The organism is Verrucosispora sp. WMMC514 (assembly GCF_027497295.1).
Classification (GTDB): domain Bacteria; phylum Actinomycetota; class Actinomycetes; order Mycobacteriales; family Micromonosporaceae; genus Micromonospora; species Micromonospora palythoicola.
In genome coordinates, this window is the sequence record NZ_CP114906.1 from 3,037,532 (window position 1) to 3,059,515 (window position 21,984).

At 71.5% G+C, this 21,984-nt stretch carries 23 protein-coding genes, 1 tRNA gene and 1 pseudogene; 16 read left to right on the plus strand and 9 right to left on the minus strand.

The window, feature by feature from the left end; all coding sequences use genetic code 11:
- Positions 1-25 precede the first annotated feature (25 nt).
- Together O7597_RS13710 and O7597_RS13715 are read right to left on the minus strand one after the other, a co-directional pair.
- On the minus strand, positions 26-604 hold the full coding sequence (locus O7597_RS13710) for a DUF559 domain-containing protein (protein WP_269740225.1): 579 nt from the start codon (positions 602-604) through the stop codon (positions 26-28).
- Between the two features lie 660 nt (positions 605-1,264).
- On the minus strand, positions 1,265-2,581 hold the full coding sequence (locus O7597_RS13715; protein WP_281582893.1) for a D-arabinono-1,4-lactone oxidase: 1,317 nt from the start codon (positions 2,579-2,581) through the stop codon (positions 1,265-1,267).
- Between the two features lie 224 nt (positions 2,582-2,805).
- Here O7597_RS13715 and O7597_RS13720 point away from each other — a divergent pair, with 224 nt between their 5' ends.
- Positions 2,806-3,459, plus strand: a complete 654-nt coding sequence (locus O7597_RS13720; protein ID WP_281583250.1) for a TetR family transcriptional regulator — start codon at positions 2,806-2,808, stop codon at positions 3,457-3,459.
- Between the two features lie 43 nt (positions 3,460-3,502).
- Here the strand turns inward: O7597_RS13720 and O7597_RS13725 are convergent, their stop codons facing one another.
- Positions 3,503-4,711, minus strand: coding sequence for an amino acid deaminase/aldolase (locus O7597_RS13725; RefSeq protein WP_281582894.1), 1,209 nt, complete (start codon positions 4,709-4,711; stop codon positions 3,503-3,505).
- A 392-nt stretch (positions 4,712-5,103) separates the two neighbouring features.
- Between O7597_RS13725 and tmk the strand changes: the two genes are divergently transcribed.
- From tmk to ricT, 6 genes are all read left to right on the plus strand, one after another.
- Entirely contained in the window at positions 5,104-7,200 is a 2,097-nt protein-coding gene (gene tmk / locus O7597_RS13730; RefSeq protein WP_269742671.1) for a dTMP kinase, read from the plus strand.
- Positions 7,200-8,414: a DNA polymerase III subunit delta' gene (locus O7597_RS13735; protein WP_269740222.1), complete on the plus strand. Its 1,215-nt coding sequence runs from the start codon at positions 7,200-7,202 to the stop codon at positions 8,412-8,414. Before tmk ends, O7597_RS13735 begins: the two co-directional genes overlap by 1 nt.
- 164 nt (positions 8,415-8,578) lie before the next feature.
- Positions 8,579-8,908 (plus strand): YbaB/EbfC family nucleoid-associated protein, encoded by a 330-nt coding sequence (locus O7597_RS13740; protein WP_269740221.1) that lies wholly within the window; start codon positions 8,579-8,581, stop codon positions 8,906-8,908.
- Position 8,909: 1 nt separating this feature from the next.
- Positions 8,910-9,215: a hypothetical protein gene (locus tag O7597_RS13745; RefSeq protein WP_269740220.1), complete on the plus strand. Its 306-nt coding sequence runs from the start codon at positions 8,910-8,912 to the stop codon at positions 9,213-9,215.
- Entirely contained in the window at positions 9,215-9,919 is a 705-nt protein-coding gene (locus O7597_RS13750; RefSeq protein WP_281582895.1) for a hypothetical protein, read from the plus strand. Before O7597_RS13745 ends, O7597_RS13750 begins: the two co-directional genes overlap by 1 nt.
- Before the next feature lie 338 nt (positions 9,920-10,257).
- Positions 10,258-11,088: a regulatory iron-sulfur-containing complex subunit RicT gene (gene ricT / locus O7597_RS13755; protein ID WP_269740218.1), complete on the plus strand. Its 831-nt coding sequence runs from the start codon at positions 10,258-10,260 to the stop codon at positions 11,086-11,088.
- Between the two features lie 99 nt (positions 11,089-11,187).
- Here the strand turns inward: ricT and O7597_RS13760 are convergent, their stop codons facing one another.
- Positions 11,188-12,975: a metallophosphoesterase gene (locus tag O7597_RS13760; RefSeq protein ID WP_269740217.1), complete on the minus strand. Its 1,788-nt coding sequence runs from the start codon at positions 12,973-12,975 to the stop codon at positions 11,188-11,190.
- A 129-nt stretch (positions 12,976-13,104) separates the two neighbouring features.
- On the opposite strand from O7597_RS13760, the gene O7597_RS13765 reads away from it, so the two are divergent.
- Positions 13,105-13,177: transfer RNA gene (locus tag O7597_RS13765), tRNA-Thr, on the plus strand.
- A 52-nt stretch (positions 13,178-13,229) separates the two neighbouring features.
- Here the strand turns inward: O7597_RS13765 and O7597_RS13770 are convergent.
- On the minus strand, positions 13,230-13,439 hold the full coding sequence (locus tag O7597_RS13770) for a hypothetical protein (protein ID WP_269740216.1): 210 nt from the start codon (positions 13,437-13,439) through the stop codon (positions 13,230-13,232).
- Positions 13,440-13,495: 56 nt separating this feature from the next.
- Here O7597_RS13770 and O7597_RS13775 point away from each other — a divergent pair, with 56 nt between their 5' ends.
- Both O7597_RS13775 and O7597_RS13780 read left to right on the plus strand, forming a co-directional pair.
- A complete protein-coding gene (locus O7597_RS13775; RefSeq protein WP_269740215.1) occupies positions 13,496-14,011 on the plus strand; it encodes a SigE family RNA polymerase sigma factor in 516 nt (171 codons plus the stop codon).
- Positions 14,008-14,652: a hypothetical protein gene (locus O7597_RS13780; protein ID WP_269740214.1), complete on the plus strand. Its 645-nt coding sequence runs from the start codon at positions 14,008-14,010 to the stop codon at positions 14,650-14,652. Before O7597_RS13775 ends, O7597_RS13780 begins: the two co-directional genes overlap by 4 nt.
- Positions 14,653-14,720: 68 nt before the next feature.
- Here the strand turns inward: O7597_RS13780 and O7597_RS13785 are convergent, their stop codons facing one another.
- Genes O7597_RS13785 through O7597_RS13795 form a run of 3 tightly spaced genes read right to left on the minus strand, consistent with a single transcriptional unit; the run spans position 14,721 to position 16,896 of the window.
- Entirely contained in the window at positions 14,721-15,113 is a 393-nt protein-coding gene (locus O7597_RS13785) for a DUF4260 domain-containing protein (RefSeq protein WP_269740213.1), read from the minus strand.
- Between the two features lie 29 nt (positions 15,114-15,142).
- On the minus strand, positions 15,143-15,748 hold the full coding sequence (locus O7597_RS13790; protein ID WP_269740212.1) for a response regulator transcription factor: 606 nt from the start codon (positions 15,746-15,748) through the stop codon (positions 15,143-15,145).
- Positions 15,745-16,896 carry a histidine kinase gene (locus tag O7597_RS13795; protein WP_269740211.1) on the minus strand — a complete coding sequence of 384 codons (1,152 nt, stop codon included), beginning with the start codon at positions 16,894-16,896 and terminating at the stop codon, positions 15,745-15,747. Before O7597_RS13795 ends, O7597_RS13790 begins: the two co-directional genes overlap by 4 nt.
- Before the next feature lie 108 nt (positions 16,897-17,004).
- Here O7597_RS13795 and O7597_RS13800 point away from each other — a divergent pair, with 108 nt between their 5' ends.
- The 3 genes from O7597_RS13800 (at position 17,005) to O7597_RS13810 (ending at position 19,391) form a co-directional block, all read left to right on the plus strand.
- Positions 17,005-17,886, plus strand: a complete 882-nt coding sequence (locus O7597_RS13800) for an ABC transporter ATP-binding protein (RefSeq protein WP_269740210.1) — start codon at positions 17,005-17,007, stop codon at positions 17,884-17,886.
- A 27-nt stretch (positions 17,887-17,913) separates the two neighbouring features.
- Positions 17,914-18,633 (plus strand): ABC transporter permease, encoded by a 720-nt coding sequence (locus O7597_RS13805; protein WP_269740209.1) that lies wholly within the window; start codon positions 17,914-17,916, stop codon positions 18,631-18,633.
- A gap of 74 nt (positions 18,634-18,707) precedes the next feature.
- On the plus strand, positions 18,708-19,391 hold the full coding sequence (locus tag O7597_RS13810; protein WP_269740208.1) for a GPP34 family phosphoprotein: 684 nt from the start codon (positions 18,708-18,710) through the stop codon (positions 19,389-19,391).
- Between the two features lie 184 nt (positions 19,392-19,575).
- On the opposite strand, the pseudogene O7597_RS31760 reads toward O7597_RS13810, so the two are convergent.
- Positions 19,576-19,683, minus strand: a pseudogene (locus O7597_RS31760) (pyridoxamine 5'-phosphate oxidase family protein); the annotation flags it as partial.
- A 151-nt stretch (positions 19,684-19,834) separates the two neighbouring features.
- Here O7597_RS31760 and O7597_RS13815 point away from each other — a divergent pair.
- The 3 genes from O7597_RS13815 to O7597_RS13825 are packed head-to-tail and all read left to right on the plus strand — an operon-like array spanning position 19,835 to position 21,980.
- Positions 19,835-20,341 (plus strand): DUF2231 domain-containing protein, encoded by a 507-nt coding sequence (locus O7597_RS13815; protein WP_269740207.1) that lies wholly within the window; start codon positions 19,835-19,837, stop codon positions 20,339-20,341.
- Positions 20,338-20,868: an Hsp20/alpha crystallin family protein gene (locus tag O7597_RS13820; protein WP_269740206.1), complete on the plus strand. Its 531-nt coding sequence runs from the start codon at positions 20,338-20,340 to the stop codon at positions 20,866-20,868. Before O7597_RS13815 ends, O7597_RS13820 begins: the two co-directional genes overlap by 4 nt.
- Positions 20,869-20,876: 8 nt before the next feature.
- The gene (locus O7597_RS13825) at positions 20,877-21,980 is read left to right on the plus strand and encodes a glycosyltransferase family 9 protein (RefSeq protein WP_281582896.1); all 1,104 of its coding nucleotides are present in this window, start codon (positions 20,877-20,879) and stop codon (positions 21,978-21,980) included.
- Positions 21,981-21,984: the final 4 nt, after the last annotated feature.

Here is a 21,984-nt window from a genome sequence, read left to right on the forward strand (position 1 = left end):
CGCTGGCGGACCAAGATCTGCGTCGTCAGGGGTGCCAACCCGCCGCTCTCAGGGCGGTGCGGAGTTGGGTGATGACCTGGGTGGGTGCGTGGCGGATGGCCCAGGCCGGGAAGCGGAGCACCCGGTCGCCGCGCTGCCACAGGTCGTTCTGCCGGCGCATGTCCGCCCATGCGGTGGCCGGATGGAGATGCTGGCCGCCGTCGATCTCCACGAGCACTCCCCACTCCTCGAACAGCGCGTCCAGGTAGCGGCGCCGGCCAGCGGCATCCCGCCGGACCGCCTGCCGGGTCGGCTCGGGCAATCTGGCGCGCCGGACGAGGGCGAGGAACTCCAACTCCGGCAGGGAGTGAGCGCCACCGGCCGCGTCGACGGCCGTCCGCCGGATCAGGCTGCGCCGCCGGGCGCGGGGAAGGCGATCGAGTACGCGCTGGACATCGTCGCCGCCGACGAGGCGCTGCTGGAATCCGGCCGCGATGATGGCACACGCCTCATGGTCATCTGACGCCCATTGCGCGGCGTCCACGATCGACCGAGCCGGCATCGTCCGACGTGGTTGCCCGACGTGGAGAACGTCCTCGTCGGCCAGAATGGTGGTGCGATGCACCTGGACACCGGGTGGCATCGCACGCGGCCGGTGTCCGGCCGGTATGAGCAGGTGCACGAATCCGTCGTCATGTCTGCGCAGGCCCCATGCCCGGGCGGCGCTCGACCCACCGAGCATCGCCGCCGGACCGGCGGACAGAACGGCGATCCACGGAAGTTGTGTAGGTGTCAAAGGACCGTTGTGCGTTACGTAAACGGCTCGATGCACCTGCCGCCAACGACCGGACGTGACCCGGTGCCGGATCGCCTTCGGCGACAGGTGCTGGCGGGCCTGATCGAGGCTGAGCACCTGCTCCTGGTGGAACAGCAACCAGGTCAGCTCATCCGCGTCGTCCCTTGGCGGGACCGACCCCCATCCTCGCCGGGATGTCGAACCCGGATTACGCTCCCAAGCGTTTCGCCAGCCAGCCCTCAAATCCCGTCCACGCCGGCGTTGGTGTGCCCGCTGGACCGCTCGCTCGTTTCGTCGCTGCCCCGGTCCCACCCCGCGCCCCGCTGATCCGCCTTGAACGGATGGCCCCTCCACTGGTCCTGCACCCCGACTCCCCATGCCACCACCCTGCCGGGCACCTTCTCAACGCGCTGCCCCTGTGGATAGCCGGCGGATCTTGGTGCGGAAGTGCCCCCAGAGGGGCGGATTCGGACCAAGATTCGCGGTGGTTCAGCCGAGGAGGGTGGCCAGATAGGGGGTGGTGAGGGTGCGGTGGGGGTCGAGGCGGGCGCGGATGCGTTGGAAGTCGGTCCAGCGGGGGTAGGCGGGGGCGAGCGAGGCCGCGTCGAGCCAGTGCAGCTTGCCCCAGTGCGGCCGGCCTCCCAGCTCGGTGGCCACCGCCTCGAAGGCCCGGAAGTACGGCTCGTACGGCATGCCGACGTACTGGTGCAGGGCGAGGTACACCGAATCCCGGCCGTAGGCGTGCGACAACCAGATGTCGTCCGCTGCGGCGAAGCGAACCTCGACCGGGAAGAGCACCTTGAACGGCAACCCGTCGATGATGCGACGCACCGCCGCCAGCGCGTCGGGTAGTGCCGCGCGCGGCAGCGCGTACTCCATCTCCAGGAAGCGGACCCGGCGGGGACTACAGAAGACCGCGTCGGAGCGACCGGTGTAGCGGCGCTCGCCGAGCGCGCGTGCGGAGATCGCGCTGATGCCCGGTGCCAGGCCCGGCAGCGCCCGGCCGAGCCGGCATACTCCGGCGAAGACGGTGTTGGCCAGGAAGTCGTCGTCCAGCCAACCGCGCCAGCGGGACAGCGGGCGGTCGTCGAGCGGTACCCGGTCGTTCGTCTTGAGGTGCACCCGGTCGGTGTACGGGAACCAGAAGAACTCCAGGTGGTCATGGGCGGCGACCAGGTCGGGCACCCGCGCCAGCACGGCGTCCAGCGTCGCCGGACGTTCGTGGGCCAGCAGGACGAAGGCGTCCACACAGCGCAGCGTGACCTCGACGAGTACGCCGAGCGCGCCGAGCGAGACGCGGGCGGCGTCGAAAACCTCCGGATGCTCCTCGGCGGAGCAACGCAGCACCTCGCCGGCGCCGGTGACCAGGGTCAGCGCCTCGACGAAGGTGGCCAGGCCGCCGTAGGCCGCACCGGTGCCGTGGGTGCCGGTGGAGATGGCCCCGGCCACGGTCTGCGCGTCGATGTCGCCGAGGTTGGGCAGGGCCAGTCGGTGCGCGGCGAGTAGGGCGTTCACCTCCCGCAGGGTCATCGCGGCCGGTACGGTGACGAGGCGTCGATCGACGTCCACGCGTACGTCGATGGCGAGTCGGGTCAGGTCCATCCGTTGCCCGTCGCTGACCGCGACCGGGGTGAAGGAGTGGCCGCTGCCGACCGGGCGGATCCGCTCGCCGGCTTCGGCGGCACGTCGGACCTGCTCGGCGACCTCGTCGACCGAGGACGGCCGCAGTACGGCGGTGGCCGCGCCGCGTTGGTTACCCGCCCAGTTCGACCAGGCGGCGGTCTCGGTGGCGGTGCTCTCGACCATCGGCCCGCTCCTAAAGATGAATATGAACCGAATTCATATCAGGAACGTTGTCCCTGGTAAACACCGCAATCGAGGTCCGCTCGTTGTACCGGTAGTCACGGACTCGTGACGTGCAGATATGTTCATCCGTCGAGAGGGGGTGGCGAGTGTCCACTTCAGCCGCCACGACCGGGCCACTGCGTCGAGTACCAGTGCAGGGTCGTAGTGTCGCGCGGGTCCAGCGGATGTTGGACGCCTGCGCCGAACTCGTCGACGAGGTGGGGTACGAGGGACTGACCACCACCCTGCTCGCCGAGCGGGCCGAGGTGGCGATCGGGTCGGTCTACCAGTTCTTTCCGGACAAGCGGGCGATCGTGCAGGCGCTGACGCTGCGCACGATGGAGTCCTACCTCCAGCGGCTCGATGAACGCTTCGCCTCGGACGACCTGACCCACTGGTGGGACGGGGTCGATGCGGGGATCGATGAATACATCACGATGCACCGCACCGTTCCCGGGTTCCGTACCCTGCACTTCGGCGACGTGGTCGACCTGCATCTGCTCGATGAGCAGCGGGACAACAACGGGGTGATCGCCGACCAACTGGCTCGGGTGCTCACCGAGCGGTTCGGGCTGGCCGACGTGCCGGACCTGCGCTTCCATCTGGAGATCGCGGTGGAGGCGGCCGACGCCCTGATCAAGCTGGCGTTCCGGCGGAAGCCGGACGGGGACGACCGGGTGCTCACCGAGGCGAAGGCGCTGATCCGGGAATACCTGCACCGGCAGGTGGACGCCCGGGGTGACGCCGGCCGCCGGCCGGTGGTGCAGCCGGCGAAGCCGGCCGACGACCAGATCGTCACCGAGGCGGAACCCGCACAGCCGGCGGCCCAACCCGCCTGAGCCGACCTCACCCCACCGCCGACGCGGCCAGCCGGCGCGCCGGTCAGAGGAAGGCTCGACCCTCGCCCCGGTAGGTCGGCACGGTGGCCACCACCTGGTCGCCGTCCACCAGGTGCAGCTCGTTCACCCGTTCGCACAACTCCCCCGACTTGGCGTGCCGGAACCAGACCCGGTCGCCGATGCGCAGGTGGGCGGCGGGTGCGCCGGTCAGCGGGGTCTGCACCTCGCCGGCGCCTTCGGCACCGAGCAGGCTGAGCCCGGCCGGCAACCACGGACGGGGAAGTCGGGCGCGGTCGGCGGACCCGGAGGCGATCCAGCCACCGCCCAGCACGGTGGCCAGGTCGGGCGTCGGGCGCCGGACCACCCCGCAGGCGAAGAAGGCCGCCGGGGTGGGCCGCCAGGCGCGGTAGGCGTCGAACAGCGTCGGCCCGTACAGGCCCGATCCCGCGGTGATCTCGGTCACCGCGGGATCAGCCCGGGTGGCGGCCACGCTGCCGGTGCCACCGCCGTTGACGAACTCCAGGTCGGCGTGCTCGCGTACGGCGGCCACCGCCGCGCTGCGGCGGACCAGCAACTCCCGGTACGAACCGCGCTGGGCCAGCCGGATCGCGGTGCCGAGCGCCGCCCGCCCGGGCGGTGCGTCGCCCAAGCCGGCGATCTGTGCCTCGTACGACATCAGCCCGACCAGCCGGAAGCCCGGTCGGCGGGCGACGGTGGCGGCCAGTCGACCGGCCGCCCGGGCGCTGTGCACCGGTGAGCGACGGACACCGACGTGCAACCGCCCGTTCAACAGCCGCCACGAGGCGTCCAGGTCCAGGCAGATCCGTAGCTCGGCGCGGCGGCCGGACGGTGACACCGCGTCGCAGAAGTCCAGCTGGTCCGGGTCGTCGACCATCAGCGTGATCGCGGCGGCGAGCAATGGATCGGCGCCGAGTTCGGCGAGCGCCCCCCGGTCGACGGTGGGGTACGCCACCAGCACGTCGGCGCTGATCCCGCTGCGGACCAGCCAGATCGCCTCGGGCAGGGTGAACGCCATCACCGAGTGCCAGCCCGGTCGGGCCAGCGTGCGGGCGATCAACTCGCGGCTGCGTACCGACTTGCTGGCGACCCGCAACGGCTTGCCGCCGGCCAGGTCGACGAGGGCGGCGGCATTGGCGTCGAAGGCGCCGAGGTCGACCACCGCGTACGGCGGGTCGAGGTGCGCGGTCGCCCGGTCCAGCCGGTTGCGCAGATTCTCGCTGTCGGTGGCCACGTGTGCACGCTAACTGTGAAACGGTTAATGCGAAATACCCTCGTGTCCTGGCTGCCTGGGGCCGGGCTGGCCACGGCGGCCTAGGCTCGGCGAGCAGGCGGTGCAGGACGGGAGGACGTCCCTACCGGGTCTAGAGTGTTCCACCGGGGGTGCCCAGCGATGGGCCGGCACGTGGAGGTACGGCCATCGAAAGCGAGTTCAACGGCGAGTCGTCCGGCGTGTCGCCGGCCAACCAGCCCGCCGGCACAGCCGACCAGCCCGCCGACACCGCCGGCCGCGACGCCGCCGGCCAGTCCGGTGCCGCCAACCAGCCGGGCAAGGCGGGGACGCAGGGTCCGTCGGGAGGCCCCGCCGGGCAACCCGACCTGACCGGGTACGGAGCGATCCGCTCGGTGCTGCGCATCCGACCGTTCCGTCGGCTCTGGATCGTGCTCGGCGCGGCCTCCTTCGGTGACTGGCTCGGCCTGCTCGCCACCAGTGTCTTCGCCGCCGCCCAGGTGGAGGGAAGCACCGCCAAGGGCGCGGCCTTCGGTGGCGTGATCGCCATCCGGCTGTTGCCCGCGCTGCTGCTCGGCCCGGTCGCCGGAGTGCTCGCCGACCGGTTCGACAGGCGCTGGACGATGGTCATCTGCGACCTGCTGCGGTTCGTGCTCTTCGCCTCCATCCCGCTCTACGCGCTGACCGGCGCCAGCGGCGCGCGGGTGGTCAGTTGGGCGGCGATCGCCACCTTCCTGATCGAGACGGTCACCCTGCTCTGGATCCCGGCCAAGGAGGCCGCGGTACCGAACCTCATCCCCCGGGCCCGGCTGGAGACGGCCAACCAGCTCACCCTGATCACCACGTACGGACTGACCCCGGTCTTCGCCGCGATCGTGCTCTCCGCGCTCGACGGCATCATCCGGGGCGCCACCGGCGGCGAGATGCCGGGCTGGGCCCAGCCGGCCCAACTCGCGCTCTGGTTCAACGCGTTCTCCCGGCTCGCCACCGCCCTCGTGGTGGCCTTCGGTATCAAGGAGATCAGTCAGGGGCAGACCGACGAAGGGGAGCGCACCGAGCAGAGCATGATGCGCCAGTTCGCCGAGGGCTGGCGGTTCATCGGGCAGACCCCACTGGTGCGCGGGCTGGTTCTCGGCATCCTCGGCGCCTTCGCCGGCGGCGGCATCGTCATCGGCACCGCCCGGTTCTTCGCCGACTCGCTCGGTGCCGGTGACGCCGCGTTCTACCTGCTGTTCGGCGCGATCTTCATCGGCCTGGCGATCGGCATCGGGCTCGGGCCGATGATCGTGCGGGAGATGTCCCGGCGTCGCTGGTTCGGCATGAGCATCGTGCTGGCCAGCGCCTCGGTGATGACCCTGGCCTTCGCCATCCACCTGTCCATGGCGCTCGTCGGCGCGGTCTTCGTCGGGGCCGGCGCCGGGATGGCCTTCCTCTCCGGCACCACCCTGCTCGGCGGTGAGGTCGCCGACGAGGTACGCGGCCGGGTCTTCGCCGTGGTGCAGATCGGTACCCGGCTCGTGCTGATCCTGGCGATCGCGCTCGGCAGCCTGCTGGCCGGTGTCGGTGGCTCCCGCACGCTGACCATCGCCGACCTCGGCATCTCCGTCTCCTCCACCCGCCTGCTGCTGCTCGCCGCCGGTGCGGCCGGCATCTTCGCCGGGATCAGTGCCTTCGGGCAGATGGACGACAAGAAGGGCGTGCCGGTCCTGGCCGACCTGTGGGGGTCGATCCGCGGCCGTCCGCTGATGCCGGCCGAGCCGTTCGTCTCGGCCGGACTCTTCGTGGTCTTCGAGGGCGGCGAGGGCGCCGGCAAGTCGACCCAGCTCGGCAAGCTGGCCGAGTTGCTCCGTGGCCAGGGACGGGACGTGGTGGTCACCCGGGAGCCGGGCGCCACCGGCGTCGGTACCCGGATCAGATCGCTGGTGCTGGACACCACACCCGACGAGGCACCCTCACCGCGTGCCGAGGCGTTGCTCTACGCCGCCGACCGGGCGCATCATGTGGCCACCGTGGTCCGGCCCGCGCTGACCCGGGGCGCGGTGGTGATCAGCGACCGGTACGTCGACTCGTCCCTGGCCTACCAGGGAGCCGGCCGGACGTTGCCGGTCGACGAGGTGTCCTGGCTCTCCTCCTGGGCCACCGGTGGGCTCAAGCCCGATCTGGTGGTGCTGCTCGACGTCGATCCGCGCACCGGGCTGTCCCGGGTCGCCGCGCGTGCGGAGAGCGCCGACCGCCTGGAGGCCGAGTCGATCGCCTTCCACGACCGGGTCCGCTACGCCTTCCTCGATCTCGCCGCCGCCGACCCGAAGCGTTACCTGGTGCTCGACGGCGCCCGCTCGGCCGAGGACATCGCCGAGCGGGTCGCCCGCCGGGTGGAGGAGCTGCTCGGCAACGCCGACGGGATCGAGCACCCGGGCCCGGCGCACGGTCCGGACACCTCGGTGCAGCCCGAGTTATCCCCGTCGGAGCTGGTGACGACGGAGCGGACCTGATGCCGGACGCCTTCGCCGACCTGGTGGGGCAGGACGAGGCGGTGCAGACGCTGCGGCGGGCCGCCGCGGCTGCCGCCGCCGTGCTGCGCGCCACCGGCGAACCCGAGGCGGCCGTCGGCGCTGATCCGGGCGGGGGGATGACCCATGCCTGGATCTTCACCGGTCCGCCCGGCTCGGGCCGGTCGGTCGCGGCGCGGGCCTTCGCCGCCGCGCTGCAGTGTGTGCACGGCACCGGCTGTGGCGAGTGCCCCGGCTGCCACACCACCCTCGCCGGCACCCACGCCGACGTCCGGCTGGTGGTGCCCGAGGGGCTCTCCATCGGGGTGAACGAGATGCGGGCGCTGGTGCTCCGGGCGGCCAGCACCCCGTCCGGTGGGCGCTGGCAGGTCGTCATCATCGAAGACGCCGACCGGTTGACCGAGGCGGCCGGCAACGCACTGTTGAAGGCGGTGGAGGAACCCCCGCCGCGTACGGTGTTCCTGCTCTGCGCGCCGTCCACCCACCCGGACGACATCTCGGTGACCATCCGGTCGCGGTGCCGGGTGGTGCCGCTGCGGCAGCCGGCGGCCGAGGCGGTGGCCGAGGTGCTGGTCCGCCGGGACGGAATCGCTCCCGACGTGGCGCGCTGGACGGCCGCCGCCACGCAGGGCCATGTGGGGCGGGCCCGGCGGCTGGCCCGTGATCCGCAGGCCCGGGCCCGGCGGGAGGCGGTGCTCGCGGTGCCGCGTCGGCTCACCGGAGTGGGTGCCGCCTTCGACGCGGCGTCCGCGCTGATCGAGGCCGCCGAAGCTGAGGCCGAGGCGTCGGTCGCGGAGACCGACGCCGCGGAGCGCGCGGCGCTGGAGACGGCGCTCGGTGCCGGCGGTACCGGCCGGGGTGCGGCCGGTGCCGCCCGGGGAGCCGCCGGTCAACTGAAGGACCTGGAACGACGCCAGAAGTCACGGGCGACCCGGGCCCAGCGGGACGCGCTGGACCGGGCCCTGGTGGACCTCGCCGCCTTCTACCGGGACGCGTTGACCATGGCACTGGGCGCACCGGTTACGCCGGTGCACTCCGACACGGCCGAACTGGCCGAGGCCGGTGCCCGTAGCTGGCAGGCGGAGGGGGCACTGCGGCGGCTGGAGGCGGTGCTCACCTGTCGCGCCGCGATCGAGGCCAACGTCAAGCCCCGGATCGCTGTCGAGGCGATGATGCTCGCCCTCTGGAAGGGCTGACCGCCGCCAGGCTGGCAACACCTCGGCGAACGGCTGGACCGGCCGGCCCGTGGCTGGACCGTTGTCCACAACCATCGACAGGCGCAATTCGCGTGCGGTACGGTCCGGTGTGCCGCGGTGACGGTGGCGGCACGCACAGTGATGAAACCGGGAGGAGTCCGGCGATGCCGCGGGGTGAGATCGACGAGGCGTGGATAGAGGAGGCGGTCCGGCGTTACCGCCGCATCGAGTCTCTCCAGGCCGAGTTCGACCAGGCCGTGGCGACGGTCGAGGTCACCGTCCGCTCACCGGACGGTCTGGTCGAGGTGGTGGTCACCGCCGGCGGCCGGATCACCGACGTACGGTTCCTCGGCCCCCTGCACAACCGGGCGCCGCGGGACGTGGCCGACTCGGTACGAGCCGCCGTCACCGCCGCCGCGGACGCCGCGGAGTGGGCGAGGGAGAAGCTGCACAACGAGACCTTCACCGCCTACCGACCGCTTGCGGGGGCCTGAGATGGACAGCCTTCGCACCCTGGCCGGTCGCCTCGACGAGGCGAGCGCCACGCTCACCGCGCTCTCCCGGTCGGTCACCGCAGGGGATCCGGCGCAGGTGGCGTTCGGTGCCGACGCACCCGGCCGGCCGGGTGAGGTCGGGCGGGCGTTGCATCGGCAGTGGGTGGCCGCCACCGGCGATCGGGCCCGGGAGGCGCACAACGCCGCCATCCAGCTGGCGTCCGTGGCCGCCGCACTGCGCGAGGCCGCCGACCGCTACTCCGACACCGACTCCGCCATCGGCCGTCGGCTCGCCGGTGAGGCGTGATGGACTTCCTCGACCGGCTCGCCGAGCCTGGCCTCGATCTGCTGGAGCGGGTCGACACGCTGCTCGCGACCGGCGCTCCCGAGGGGCACCGGGTGTGGCCGTTGCTACGCCGGATGCAGGTGCTGCCCGGCGACGCGCTGCGCGGCTTCCTCGACCTGCGGCCGGGGCCGCTGGCCACCGCCGGGCACGCCGTGCGTCGGCACGTGCACGGTTACGACCACGCCTGCGCCGCGCTGACCGACCCGGTGCTCTGGTCCGGTTCGGCCGCCACGGCGTACGGCCAGTCGCGGGCGACGTTGCTGCGGCACCTGGACGAGGGGCCCGAGAGCCTGGTCGGGCGGCTGGAAGCCACCGCCGGCTACGCCGACGCGCTCGCCGACTGGGTGGAAGGCAGCCGGCTCGCCGCCGCTCGGGCACTGGCCGAGGCGATCGGCTCGGCCGAGGCGGTTGCCGTCGTCGCCGCCACGTCGGCCGGCCGGGCGACGGCGCAGACCGGCAGGTCCGCAGTGGGTGCGGTCGCCGCCGCCGAGATCGGTGCCCGGGTGCTGGCGGTGCTCTGCGTGGCGTACGACGGTGTCGAGACGTTGTTGCGGCAGTGGTCACCGAGCCTGGCCGAGTCTCCGTGGCGTCCGGGGGGCGCGCGGTTCCGACCGGACACCGGTGGTGGCCCACCGGGCGGCCGGACGACCCGGGTCGGCTGGTGACGTCCCTCGGCGTTGTCTCCGGTGCCGGCACCCGCGCCCGCACAGGGCACACGGCGCCGCTCGCGGGCCTCTCGAAGGTGGCCCGTCAGCGGCGCCGTGACCTTCCCTGCACCCCCCGCAGGTCTGCTCTCCACTCAACGCGTTCGGCCCGGTCTTGTCCCGCCCGTGACGCAGGTTTCAGCCGTCCGGGCAGCATCGTCGTACCGGTGGCCGGGCGGGGCATCGGTCGAGTCGACAATCGTGGATGGCGGCGCGGCGTGACATCGGCTGGCGGTTCGGGGGCACGCCGCCGCCGATCGCCCCGGCGCGCTTCCGCCAACCCGACGTAGGGTGAGGCCATGGGCATGCTCTGTGCGGTCAGCTTCCAGCGTTACGGGCGCCTCTACTACCTGGACCCGGGCGAGCTGAGACCGCAGGTGGGCGACAAGGTGCTGGTGCCCACCGACGACGGCCCCGAGGTGGCGGAGTGCGTGTGGGCGGCGCAGTGGGTCACCGACGACACGGCGGGTTTCCCACGGCTGGCCGGGCTCGCCCAGGAGGACGACCTGCGCCGCGACGAGGAACTGCGGCGGCGCAAGGCCGAGGCGAAGGTAGCGGCCAAGCGGCTGATCCGCGAGCACGGCCTGCCGATGAAGGTGGTGGCGGTCGACCATGTGCTCGGCAACGGCGATGGCGGCGGAGAACGCAGCACGATCTACTTCACCGCCCCGCACCGGGTGGACTTCCGCTCCCTGGTCCGCGATCTCGGCGCGACCCTGCACTGCCGGGTGGAGCTGCGCCAGCTCTCGGCCCGCGATTCGGCCCGGGTACAGGGTGGCATCGGCTCCTGCGGGCGGGATCTGTGCTGCGCCACGTTCCTCAACGACTTCGAGCCGGTCACCATCCGGATGGCCAAGGACCAGGATCTCCCGCTCAACCCGCTGCGCATCTCGGGTGCCTGCGGTCGGCTGATGTGCTGCCTCAAGTACGAACATCCCCTGTACGCGAAGTTCGCCGAATCCGCCCCGGCGATCGGCGCCCGGGTCACCACGCCCGAGGGTGAGGGCCGCGTGGTCGGCCACAGCGTCCCGCGAGACGCGGTCACCGTTCGCCTCGACGCCGACGGCTCCCGCTCCCGCTGCTCCCGCGCCGACGTCTGCGGCCCCCGCCGCGCCCACGACACCCGCTGACCCCCACCCCCACCGGTCCGGCGTTGATCATGAGGTTAGCGGCAGTTTCAGAGATCAACATCGCCGTCAACCTCATGATCAACAGGGCAGGTGGGGTGGTCAGGTGAGGGTGATGGGGGGTTCGGCCAGGCGGGGGGACAGCGGGGTGGTGGGAGTTAGCCAGGAGGAGTCGGGGGAGTGGTCGGGGTTGATTCGCCAGTTCCGGGCTACCCGGTCGACGGCTATCGGGTAGAGGGTTAGGGTGCCGTCGGGATCGATGCGCATCCTGACGAAGCCCTTGGCGTCCTCGATGCCCTGCCCGGCGAACAGCTCGTTGACGTTCACCCCGAAGGCGCTCGCGAGCAGCAGGTACGCGGCCACCAACTGGCTGGCCACCAGCCCGATCACCGGCAGGTAGACCACTGCCGCCGCCACCGCGGGCAGCGGCCAGGACCAGTCGTGGAACGGCAACGCGAGCCAGGCCCAGGTGCCGGCGGCGGCCAGCCCGACGTGCGCCAGCCCATGCCCGACGCCGAGGATCCAGTGCCGGGCGTGGCGCTTGCCGCTGGAACTGGGCGGTTTCGCGAACATCGCCGCCGCAAGCACCGTGACCAGCACCATCATCACCAGCGGCACACTGAACAGCCGCTGTTCGGAGGCCTCGGACCGGAAATCGGCCACCCCGGCCATGGAGAGCATCAGCAGGGTCTGCAGCACGCCCAGCAGCGTCGAGAAGCCCGGGTTGCGGCGCGGCAGCCGGGCGAAGATTCCCCAGCCGTACCGGCGGGAGCGGGCGGCGTCGGGGTAGCGGCCCGCCAACTCGTACGTCCGGGACGGGCTGGACCGGCGGGCCAGGGTGTCGGGCGGTGGCACCTGGATGTGCTCGGGCAGCTTGTGCGTCGGGTACAGGTAGGCGCCGCCGCTGCCGGAGGTGACCAGCTGCCGCCCGTCCGGCCCGGTGTACCGCGCGTAGTGGTGCAGGTCGCCGGAGATGAGCAGCCGGACCTGGGCACCGGTGGGCGCGACGATGGTGCGGATGAAGTAGTCGATCGAGTCGTACGCGGTGGGTCGGTCGACGGCCTTGACCCAGGCCGGAGCCGGCACCGCCAGGATCACCCGGCTCTGCGGTCCGAGCCGCTTCGCCACCGCGTCGAAGTAGGTGAGCTGCGGGTCGTCGACGTACGAGCCGGACTGGTCGTCGAGACCGAGCAGCCACCAGTCGGCCGGCAGTTCGACGGCGAAGTACGACCGGGACTGGCCGGTACACCAGCCACCGAAGTGCCGGTCCCGGGTACGGACGAACAGCCGCAGGAACGCGGTCAGCCCGTCGTACCAGTCGTGGTTGCCGGGCACCGCGAAGATCGTCGGCTGCTCGGCCGGGGTGGCCGGCAGCGCCGCCTGGTACGGACCCTTGCACCGGTCCTCGTACGCCGCGTACTCCGCCGACGGGTAGACCTGGTCACCCCCCATCACCAGGGTCTGTGCCCGGGGCAGCCGGTGCCCGTCCACCGTGATCTCCCGCTGGGCGAGCAGGTAGGCCACCGAATAGGTGGCGTCGAACCCGTCACCCAGGTCGGCCACGTAGTCCAGCCAGAGCCCACCGTCCGGCCCCACCTGCCGGGAGATCTCCGCGTCCAGCGCCTTCTGGAGTTCCCGCTTGTCCAGGTACGCACCGAACAGCATCGCCAGCAGCGTCCGCAGCCCGGTGCTGATCAGCAGGAACGGCGCGAGCCACGGCACCGGCTTGCGGGGCGTGAAGCCCAACTCCAGTGGATCCGTGCTGCGGGGTCGCCGGGCCTGTCGACCGCCGGCGGCCTCCCCGGCGTACGACCCTGGCGGCGGCGTCCGGTCGCGGGACGGCGGCCCGACGTCGCCCGGTTCGTCGCGAGAGGTGTGATCGTCGGTCATTCGCCGCAGCGTAGTGCGACCCGAGTGACCCGACGACCCCGGAAACGCCCCGGGCGTCCGGTTCGCTCGACCCGGCGGCCAATCCCGCTCGGCCCCGCAGCGGCGCGTGCCGTACACTTGACCACCGTTGCCGCCTTAGCTCAGTCGGCAGAGCGACGCACTCGTAATGCGTAGGTCGACGGTTCGATTCCGTCAGGCGGCTCGGTACAGAAGCCCAGGTCAACGGCCTGGGCTTCTGCCCGTTTCGAGGTCGATCAGGCCGCCGCCGGTGGTGGTGCCGGTCCGCGGGCAGTCCACACCCCGAGCCGTGACGCCTCATCCAGCCGATTGGCGGCCGTGTCCAGGTCGTCGTCGAACAGCCCGGCGTACCCGTCCAGCGTCATCGACGCCGAGGCGGGCTCAAGCATCCGCTGTTCCGGCTCCGAGGCGCTGCCGGAACCGTGGAGGCGTTCGTTCTCCGCCATGCAACCCCGTTCGTCCGCGAATCGTCAGGGGGCTGTGAGAGTGAAGGAGAGCGTGTGTGAAATCTGACCGTGACGAGCAGTTCCACAGCTTCGTGCTCAGTCGCCGCGCCGGGCTGGTCCGCACGGCGACGCTGCTGACCGCGGGTGACGCGCATCTGGCGGAGGATCTGGTCCAGTCCACCCTGACCAAGCTGTACGTCGCCTGGCCGGCGTTCCAACGGGCGGACAATATCGAGGGCTACCTGCGCCGAACCCTGGTCAACGCGCTCACCGACGAACGCCGTCGGTGGTGGCGCCGCCACGAACGCCCGGTGGCGGAACTTCCGGACCGGCCCCGCGCCGAACCGAGCAGCGGCGGCGACCTCGACGACGGCCTGCGCGCGGCCCTTCGTGACCTGCCACCGAAGATGCGCGCCGCAGTGGTTTTCCGCTACTTCTACGACCTTTCCGTAGCCGACACCGCCGACGCCCTCGGCTGCTCCGAGGGAACGGTGAAGAGCCAGACCGCCCGCGCCCTGGACCGGTTGCGGGCCGCCCTTGACGAATCTTCCCTGACAGGAGTCACCCGATGATGGATCTGCACGACCGGCTCGCCCGGATCGCCGGCCCAGCCGTCGCGCCGTCGGCCGCCGAGGCCGACGCCGACCTGGCCCGGGGCCGCCGGGCGCTGCGCCGCCGCCGGTCCGCCCGCGCGCTCGGTGCCTCAGCCTTCGCGGTCGTCGCGCTGGCCGTCGCCGTCACCATCGGCACCCAGGCCGGCCCGACCACCACCACTGCCGACAACGCTCCGGCCCAAGCCGTGGCTACCCGCCTGGTGGCCTACGAGGGCGAGCAGCCTCAAGGCTTTACGATCGACAAAGTCCCAGCGGGCTGGGAGATCCAGGGCGGCGACGCCGCCACCCTGACGATCGCTCCAGAGAACGGGGCGAACAAAAGCCCGAACGTCTACGTGGACAAGATCCTCATCACCCTGCGGTCAGGGAGCGACCACTCCACCCCGACCGGTACGCAAGTTGAGGTCGGCGGCAAGCCGGGCGTGCTCAATAACGGCGATGGCACCACTGACGGCCTCAAGAACCTGTTGGTCAAGCAGCCCGACGGCGTCTGGCTGCTGGTGCAGATCTGGGACGCCCGCGGCTGGACCCAGCAGGACATCATCGAGTTCGCCGACGGGATCCACGTCCAGCCGGGCGTCGTACACACCTTCGACTGATGGTGCGTCGTCCGCCGCGCACCTGCTCAAGGTGCGCGGCGGGCGAGGCGGGACGACCGCCGAGCTGATCAGTCGGCGGACCGCTTGGCCTTCCCGATCGAGCCGAGGTGGGTGTGCTCGAAGCCTTCGGTGGTCTTGAGGCCGTAGCCGAGGGCGCGATCGACGGCGATGTGGAACACCCACGCGATGGCGAGGACGCCGAGCCAGTCGATCGGCTCCCGGACTGCGGCGAGGGCCACCGCGACCGCGCCGAGCAGCGCCGGCAGCGCGTAGGAGTGCACCAGGTTGTAGCAGAAGGCACCCACGTGTGGGCCGCGCAGGTAGCCGACCATGGACAGGTCGAAGATCAGGAACAGGGCGAGCAGCCACCACCACGCGTACCCGACGGCGACGGTCACCACGACGGCGAAGGCCGCCACCACGACGCCCTCGATGCGCTGTGTCTGGACCGGGTTCAACATCCGACATCTCCAAGCTGGCGGTTCAGGGGTCACAGCCAGTCGTGCTCGCGGGCGTAGCGCGCGGCCTCGTGGCGGGTGTGGGTCTGGGTCTTCTGCATGGCGTTGGAGAGGTAGTTGCGTACGGTGCCCTGGGCGAGGTGCAGCCGGGCGGCGATGTCGGCGACCGAGTAACCCTCGCTCGTCACCCGCAGCACGTCGAGTTCCCGCTCGGTCAGCGGGCAGTCGTCGACGATGGCGAGCGCGGACACGTCGGGGTCGATCCACCGTCTGCCCGCGTGCAGGTCGGTGATGACCGAGGCGATGTGGGCCGGCTCGGCCGACTTGCTGACGAAACCCTGGACGCCGAGCTTCAGCGCCTTTCGCAGCACGCCGGGCCGGGCGTGTCGGGTCAGCATGAGGACCACCTGCTCGGGCCGGACGCGGCGGATCTGCGTGATGGCGCCGAGGCCGTCCGTGCCGGGCATCTCCAGGTCGATGACCAGCACGTCGGGCTGGTGCCGCAACGTGGCCTCGACGGCGGTCTCGCCGTTGGTCGCCTCGGCGACGATGTCGATGTCACCTTCGAGCGGCAGCAGCGCCGCCAGCGCCTTGCGCAGCAGGGCCTCGTCGTCAGCGAGCACGATGGTGGTGGTCATCGTTGATCCTCCGCAGCGCCGCCGGTGACCGCGTCGGCCCGGGCGGCCGGGAATCTCACGGCGGTCAGGAAACGTCCGTCCTGCTGTCGTACGGTCAGCTCGCCACCGTCGGCTGCCAGCCGTTGCCGGAGGTTGGACAGCCCTCTGAGTTCGGGCAGCGTATCGCCGCTCACGCCGTCGTTGACGATCGAGATGCCGGCTTCGGAGAGCGTGATCCGCACCTGGGTGGCCTGTGCGTGTCGCAGGATGTTCGTGGTGGTCTCGCGCAGGACCTGGCCGAGCAGTTCGCTGCTGCGCGGATCCACCTCGGCCTCCCGGGTCACCCGGACCCGGATGCCCGCCGCCTCGAACAGGTTCTTCGCGTTCTCGAGTTCCGCCGAGAGATTGAGTCGGCGCTGGGCGTACGCCAGTTCCTTGGTCTGGGTGATGGTGTCGCTCACCAGCGCGTACGTCTCCCGCAGCTCCTTCTCGGCGCGGTCGGTGTCGCGGCGCACCAGTTTCCGGGCGAGTGCGATCTTCAGCTTGACCACGTGCAGGGTGTGGCCCTGGATGTCGTGCAGATCGCTGGCGAAGCGGACGCGTTCCCGGATGACCGCCAGCTCCGCTTCGCGCTCTCGGGCGTGGTCCAGCTCCCGGATGAGGTCGTAGAAGCGCTCGCCGACGATCGTCAGGACGGTCACCAGGATGGTGAGGCCCGTCGGGACGAGGACGTAGGTGATCAGGACGCCGCGGACGTCGTCCTGATCGACCAGGAGTCGCATCGCGCCGACGGCGGCGACGTAGCTGAACAGTCCGACCGCTGCCAGGGCCCGGCGTCGTACCTCGCGGAGGGCGAGAGACCCCACGGCGCAGATGCCCCAGTAGGCGTTGGGGCTGCCGGTCAGCAGCGCCCCGAGCGGCCACACCACAGCCCCGACGATCGTGCAGGGTAGAGCGACCCGGGCGAGGTCGTCCGCCGTCCAGCGTTCGAAGGCCACCACCGCCGCCACGGCACCCGGGGCCAGGACGATGAGATGCCACCAGGTGTGCGCGTCGGTGGCCAGGAGTACCACCGCGGCGAACACGACCGGCGGCAGTGACGTGAGGAGATTGATCCGGCGCAGCCGCCTCTGCGTCGTCTTGGTGAAGGCCGGCGGTCTCGCGGTCACCCAGCCAGTATTCCCACGTCCAGACCGGGCTGGCAGTGACACCACGTCACATGTACCCATGACGTGGCGCCACTGAACGATCGCCGCGACCGCTGCTGTCATTGGGGCATGTCCACGACACCAGTGATCGAAGTCGAACGGCTGAACGTCAAGTACGGCGACTTCCACGCCGTGAAGGATCTTTCCTTCGAGGTCCGGCGCGGTGAACTGTACGCGCTGCTCGGCACGAACGGGGCGGGGAAGACCTCGACCCTGGAGACCATCGAGGGGCACCGGACGCCGACCTCCGGCACCGTACGCGTCTTCGGGCACCAGCCGGGTGACCGTCGGGTGGTCCGTCCCCGGATGGGGGTGATGCTCCAGGAGAGCGGTTTCTCCCCCGACCTCACGGTTCGTGAGTCGGTCCGGCTGATCGGCACCCTGACCCGGCGCACCGACGACGTCGACCGGGTGCTCGACGTCGTCGATCTCACCGGCAAGGCCGGCCGGAAGGTGTCACAGCTCTCCGGTGGGGAGAAGCGGCGGCTGGACTTCGCCACCGCCGTCTACGGCACCCCGGAGCTGATCTTCTTGGACGAGCCGACCACCGGCCTGGACGTCCAGTCACGCGACCACCTGTGGACGACCGTGGACCGGCTCCGGGAGAACGGCGCGACGATCGTGCTGACCACGCACTACCTGGAGGAGGCGCAGCAGCGCGCCGACCGGATCGGGCTCATGCACGAGGGCACCTTCCACCGGGAGGGCACCGTCTCCGAGCTGACCCGCACCCTGCCGGCCGTCATCCGCTTCTCGCTGCCACCTGCGGTGCCGGCGCTGCCGTTGCAGGCGGCCAGGGACGGCGACGGCAAGGTCGTGATCGAGACCTTCGGGCTGCAGAAGGACCTGCACCTCCTGCTCGCCTGGGCGCAGGACCACGCGGTGGAACTGCGGGACCTGGAGGCCGGACCGACCCGACTCGACAACGTCTTCCGCGCCATCAGCGGCTGACCCGTCTCCCCGAGAGGAATTCTTCCCGTGTTCCCCATCGCCTTCAGCGAGTTGATCCAGATCTTCCGGAACCGGCTGGTGCTGGTCACCAGCTTCATCATCCCGGTGGTCGTCTCCGCGTACTTCGTCCGGCAGCACGAGACCTTCGCCGCACTCGGCAGCCTCGGCTACATCGCGGCGATCGTGCTGTTCACCGTGGCCGCGTTCGGGCTCTACGCCACGACCGTGACGACCCTGGCGTCCCGGCGGCAGAATCTCTTCCTCAAGCGGTTGCGCTCCACGGCCATCGGGGACCCCGGCATTCTCGCCGGCCTGCTGTTGCCCGCCACCGTCGTCGCGCTGGTGCAGGTCGCGGCGATCCTGACCGCCCTGGCCATGGTCGCCGGCGGGCCGGCCAACATACCCCTGCTGGTGGTGGCGATCGTCGCGACCGTGGCCATGCTGATCGGCCTGGGTCTGGCCACCGCCGGCCTGACGAACTCACCCGAGCACGCCCAGGTCACCACCCTGCCCGTCACCCTCGGCGTGATCGGCGTGGCCAGCTGGGTGGGCATCAGCGGCACCGAGGATCTCGCCCTGCTCAAGCGGCTGCTGCCCGGTGGTTCCGCCACCGAGATGGTGATGAACGCCTGGAACGGTGGCGTCGCCGTGACGGACTCCCTGCTCCTGCTGGCCCCGACGCTGGGCTGGGTCGTGATCGCCGTCGTGGCGGCCACCCGCCTGTTCAAGTGGGAACCCCGCCGCTGAGGGCGGCGAGCGACACCGAGGTGCGCGCGACACCCGATCAGACCTCGCGTGAAGACATACGACAAGGAGTGATCGTGACCGCAGAGACGTCGCAACCCGGCTCACCGACTCTGGTGGAGGACCTGCTGCTCCTGCTGTTCCAGCCGAGGTCGGGCACCATCGCCGGAGAGAACACCCTCTTCTACGTCCTCGCCGGGGCGGTCCTCGCGGATCTCGCCCTCGCCGACCGGGTGACGATGGCGGACCGACGCAAGGTGAGCATCGTCGAGGGGCGTGCACCGTCGGACGAGCTTCTCCGATCGGCGTGGGACTACGTCTCCGAGAAGCCCCGCGGCGTCCAGACGGTGCTCGCCGCGATCGGCCCGGAACTGCGCAAGCCGGTGTTGGAGCGGCTCATCGGACGCGGCGACATCCGGCGGGAGGATCGTAAGATGCTCGGCCTGTTCCGGACGACCGCGCTGCGCGACGGTGGCACCGGACGCCGGGCGCGCCTGCTGGAGGAGGTCCGGCAGGTCCTCGTGGACGGCGCGGAACCGTCGGCCCGGGTGGCCGCGCTCGCGGCACTGCTGTCGGGCAGCGGAACTCTTCCCCAGTTCTACCGCGACATCCCGTGGACCACGCCCGTGATCAAACGCGCGAAAGAACTCGAGCAGGGCAACTGGGGCGCCGGTGCGGCGGCGGAGGCCGTCACCCGGACCATCACCGCGACCGTCGTCAACAGTGTCATCGTCAGCACCACGGTGATACCCCGAAGCTAGGCCGCCGGTGACCGGGCAACCCAGCCTGCAACTTCGCGGATGTTGTCGTGTCTGGCGGACCTCGGGCCGCAACATCACCGAAGTTGCGGGCCGGGAGTCGCGGTGGGCAACGGGGGTGGCGGTGCGGGCGGAGGGCGGGTCAGGTGTAGAGGGTGGTGGCGTACCGGGGGCCGTAGTGGCGTCACTGCCGGTCACGCTCGTGCAGTTGGGTGCGCTCCTTGGCGACTGCGCGGGGGCCGGGGGTGCCGAGCAGGTCGGTCAATTCGGCTGCGGATGTGATCTCCACCGTCACTGGGTGCCTCCCCGTGGAGTTGACCGTGGTGGCGGCACCCGGGCGGGAAACCGCCATGGTCACTCTAGTCGCGCCCGACCGTCAGGTTTGTCCCCCGGTGCCCGGGGGTACGGCCCACAGAGCGCTTTCGAACAACAGTGGAGGCCCGGAGATGGAGAGTCGACTCAAGATCCTGGGGCACCCCGTCCATCCGATGCTTGTGATGTTTCCCTTCGCCCTACTGGTCACCGCCGTGCTCTTCGACGTCATCGACACGGTCGGCGGGCCGGACTTCCTCGGCGAGGTGGCGTACTGGAACCTCACCGTCGGTCTGATCGGCGGCCTGCTGGCGGCGGCGGCCGGCACGTTCGATCTGCTGGCGATCCCCTCCGGAACCCGGGCGAAGCGGGTGGCGCTCACCCATGCTGTCGCTAACCTCGCGGCGATCCTGCTCTTCGCCGCCGTCTGGGTGGTGCGGCTCAACGCCGATTCGCGGGGGGCGGGCGGGGCACTGATCGCCATCGAGGTGGTGGCGCTGGGCATTCTCGGGGTCGGCGGCTGGCTGGGCGGTGAACTCGTCGACCGGCTCGGCGTCGGGGTCGACCGGGAGGCCAACCTCGACGCGCCGAGCTCGTTGCGGCCGGCGGCCGCCAGTCAACGGATGGGAGACGCGCGATGACCAGGCCGGGACGCGGTTGGCGGGGCGGCCAGCAGGGCTGGGACCCGATGGGCGAGCTGCAGTCGCTGCGGGCCGAGCTGAGCCGGCTGGTCGGCGGCCGTCCGGGGCCGCCCGAGGTGGAGCTGGGCGAGACCAGCGACGGCTGGGAGGTGGTCGTCCGGCTGCCCGGCGTCGCCCCCGAGGAGGTCGCGGTGGAGCTGGACGACCGCGAGCTGTGCGTACGGGCGCGGACGGAGGCCGAGGTCAACGCCGACCACGGCATTCCCGGCGGGTTCGAGACCCGGGGCTTCGAGTACCGCGTGCAATTGCCGTCGCGGGTGGACCCCGAGGCGATCGACGCGGTGATGGACCACGGTCTGCTGCGGGTACGGCTGCCCCGGGCGAACCGGCCCGCGCCGCGCACCATCACCGTCGGTCGTACCGGACCGCGTTCGACGGGCCCCGCCGGTGGCGTGCCTAGCGTCGACCCGGCGGCGGACCGGGAACTGCACCAGCCGGACGTCGCCACCGGCGATTCCGGCCGGTAGCGCGCCCGGTGGCTTCGGCCGTGCTGGGAGGGGCCGCCGACCGGGTTCCGGACGTGGCCCGGATCGCCGTGCTGCGCGCCAACGCGCTCGGTGACTTCATCTTCGTACTGCCCGCGCTGGAGGCGCTGCGGGCCGCGTACCCGCAGGCGGAGATCGTGTTGCTCGGCGCGCCCTGGCACGAGCAGCTGTGGCGCGACCGGCCGGGCCCGGTCGACCGGGTACTTGTGGTGCCGCCCGCGCCGGGGATCCGGACGGCGACCGAGGGCGAGCCCGAGTCGAGCACTGTCGACTTCCTGGCCGCCGCCCGCGCGGAGCGGTTCGACCTGGCGCTGCAACTGCACGGCGGCGGCGCCAACTCCAATCCGCTGGTGGCCGCGCTCGGCGCCCGGCTCACCGCGGGCCTACGGGCCGAGGACGCGCCGCCGCTGGAGCGCTGGCTGCGCTACGTCTACTACCAGCACGAGGTGATCCGGTACCTGGAGGCGGTGGCCCTGGTGGGCGCCGCGGCCACCACGATCATCCCGGCGCTGGCGGTCACCGAGACCGACCGGACCGAGGCGCGCACCGTGCTCGGTGAGTCGGAACGTCCCCGGGTGGCGTTGCATCCCGGTGCGACGGACACCCGTCGTCGCTGGCCCGCCGACCGCTTCGGGGAGGTGGCCCGGACGCTGCACGCCGACGGGTACGAAATCCTCGTCACCGGCACCTCTGCCGAGCGGGAGGTGGTCGACCAGGTGGTGGCCACCGCCGGGGTACCGGTCCGACCACAGGTCGGCACGCTCAGCCTGGGTGGGCTGGCCGGCTGCTACGCCGGATGCGAGCTGGTGGTCTCCAACGACACCGGGCCACTGCACCTGGCCGCCGCCGTCGGTACGCCGACCGTCGGCATCTTCTGGGTCGGCAACCTGATCACCACCGCTCCCGTGACGCGGGGCCGGCACCGGCCGATCACCTCGTGGACGGTGCACTGCCCGGTCTGCGGGGTGGACTGCACCCCCGGCATCTACCCGCACCGTCCGGGCGACGGCGACTGCCCGCACCGCGACTCCTTCGTCACCGACGTGCCGGTGGCCGAGGTGTTGGAAGCCGCCCGCGAACTGCTGTTCCGTTGACGAA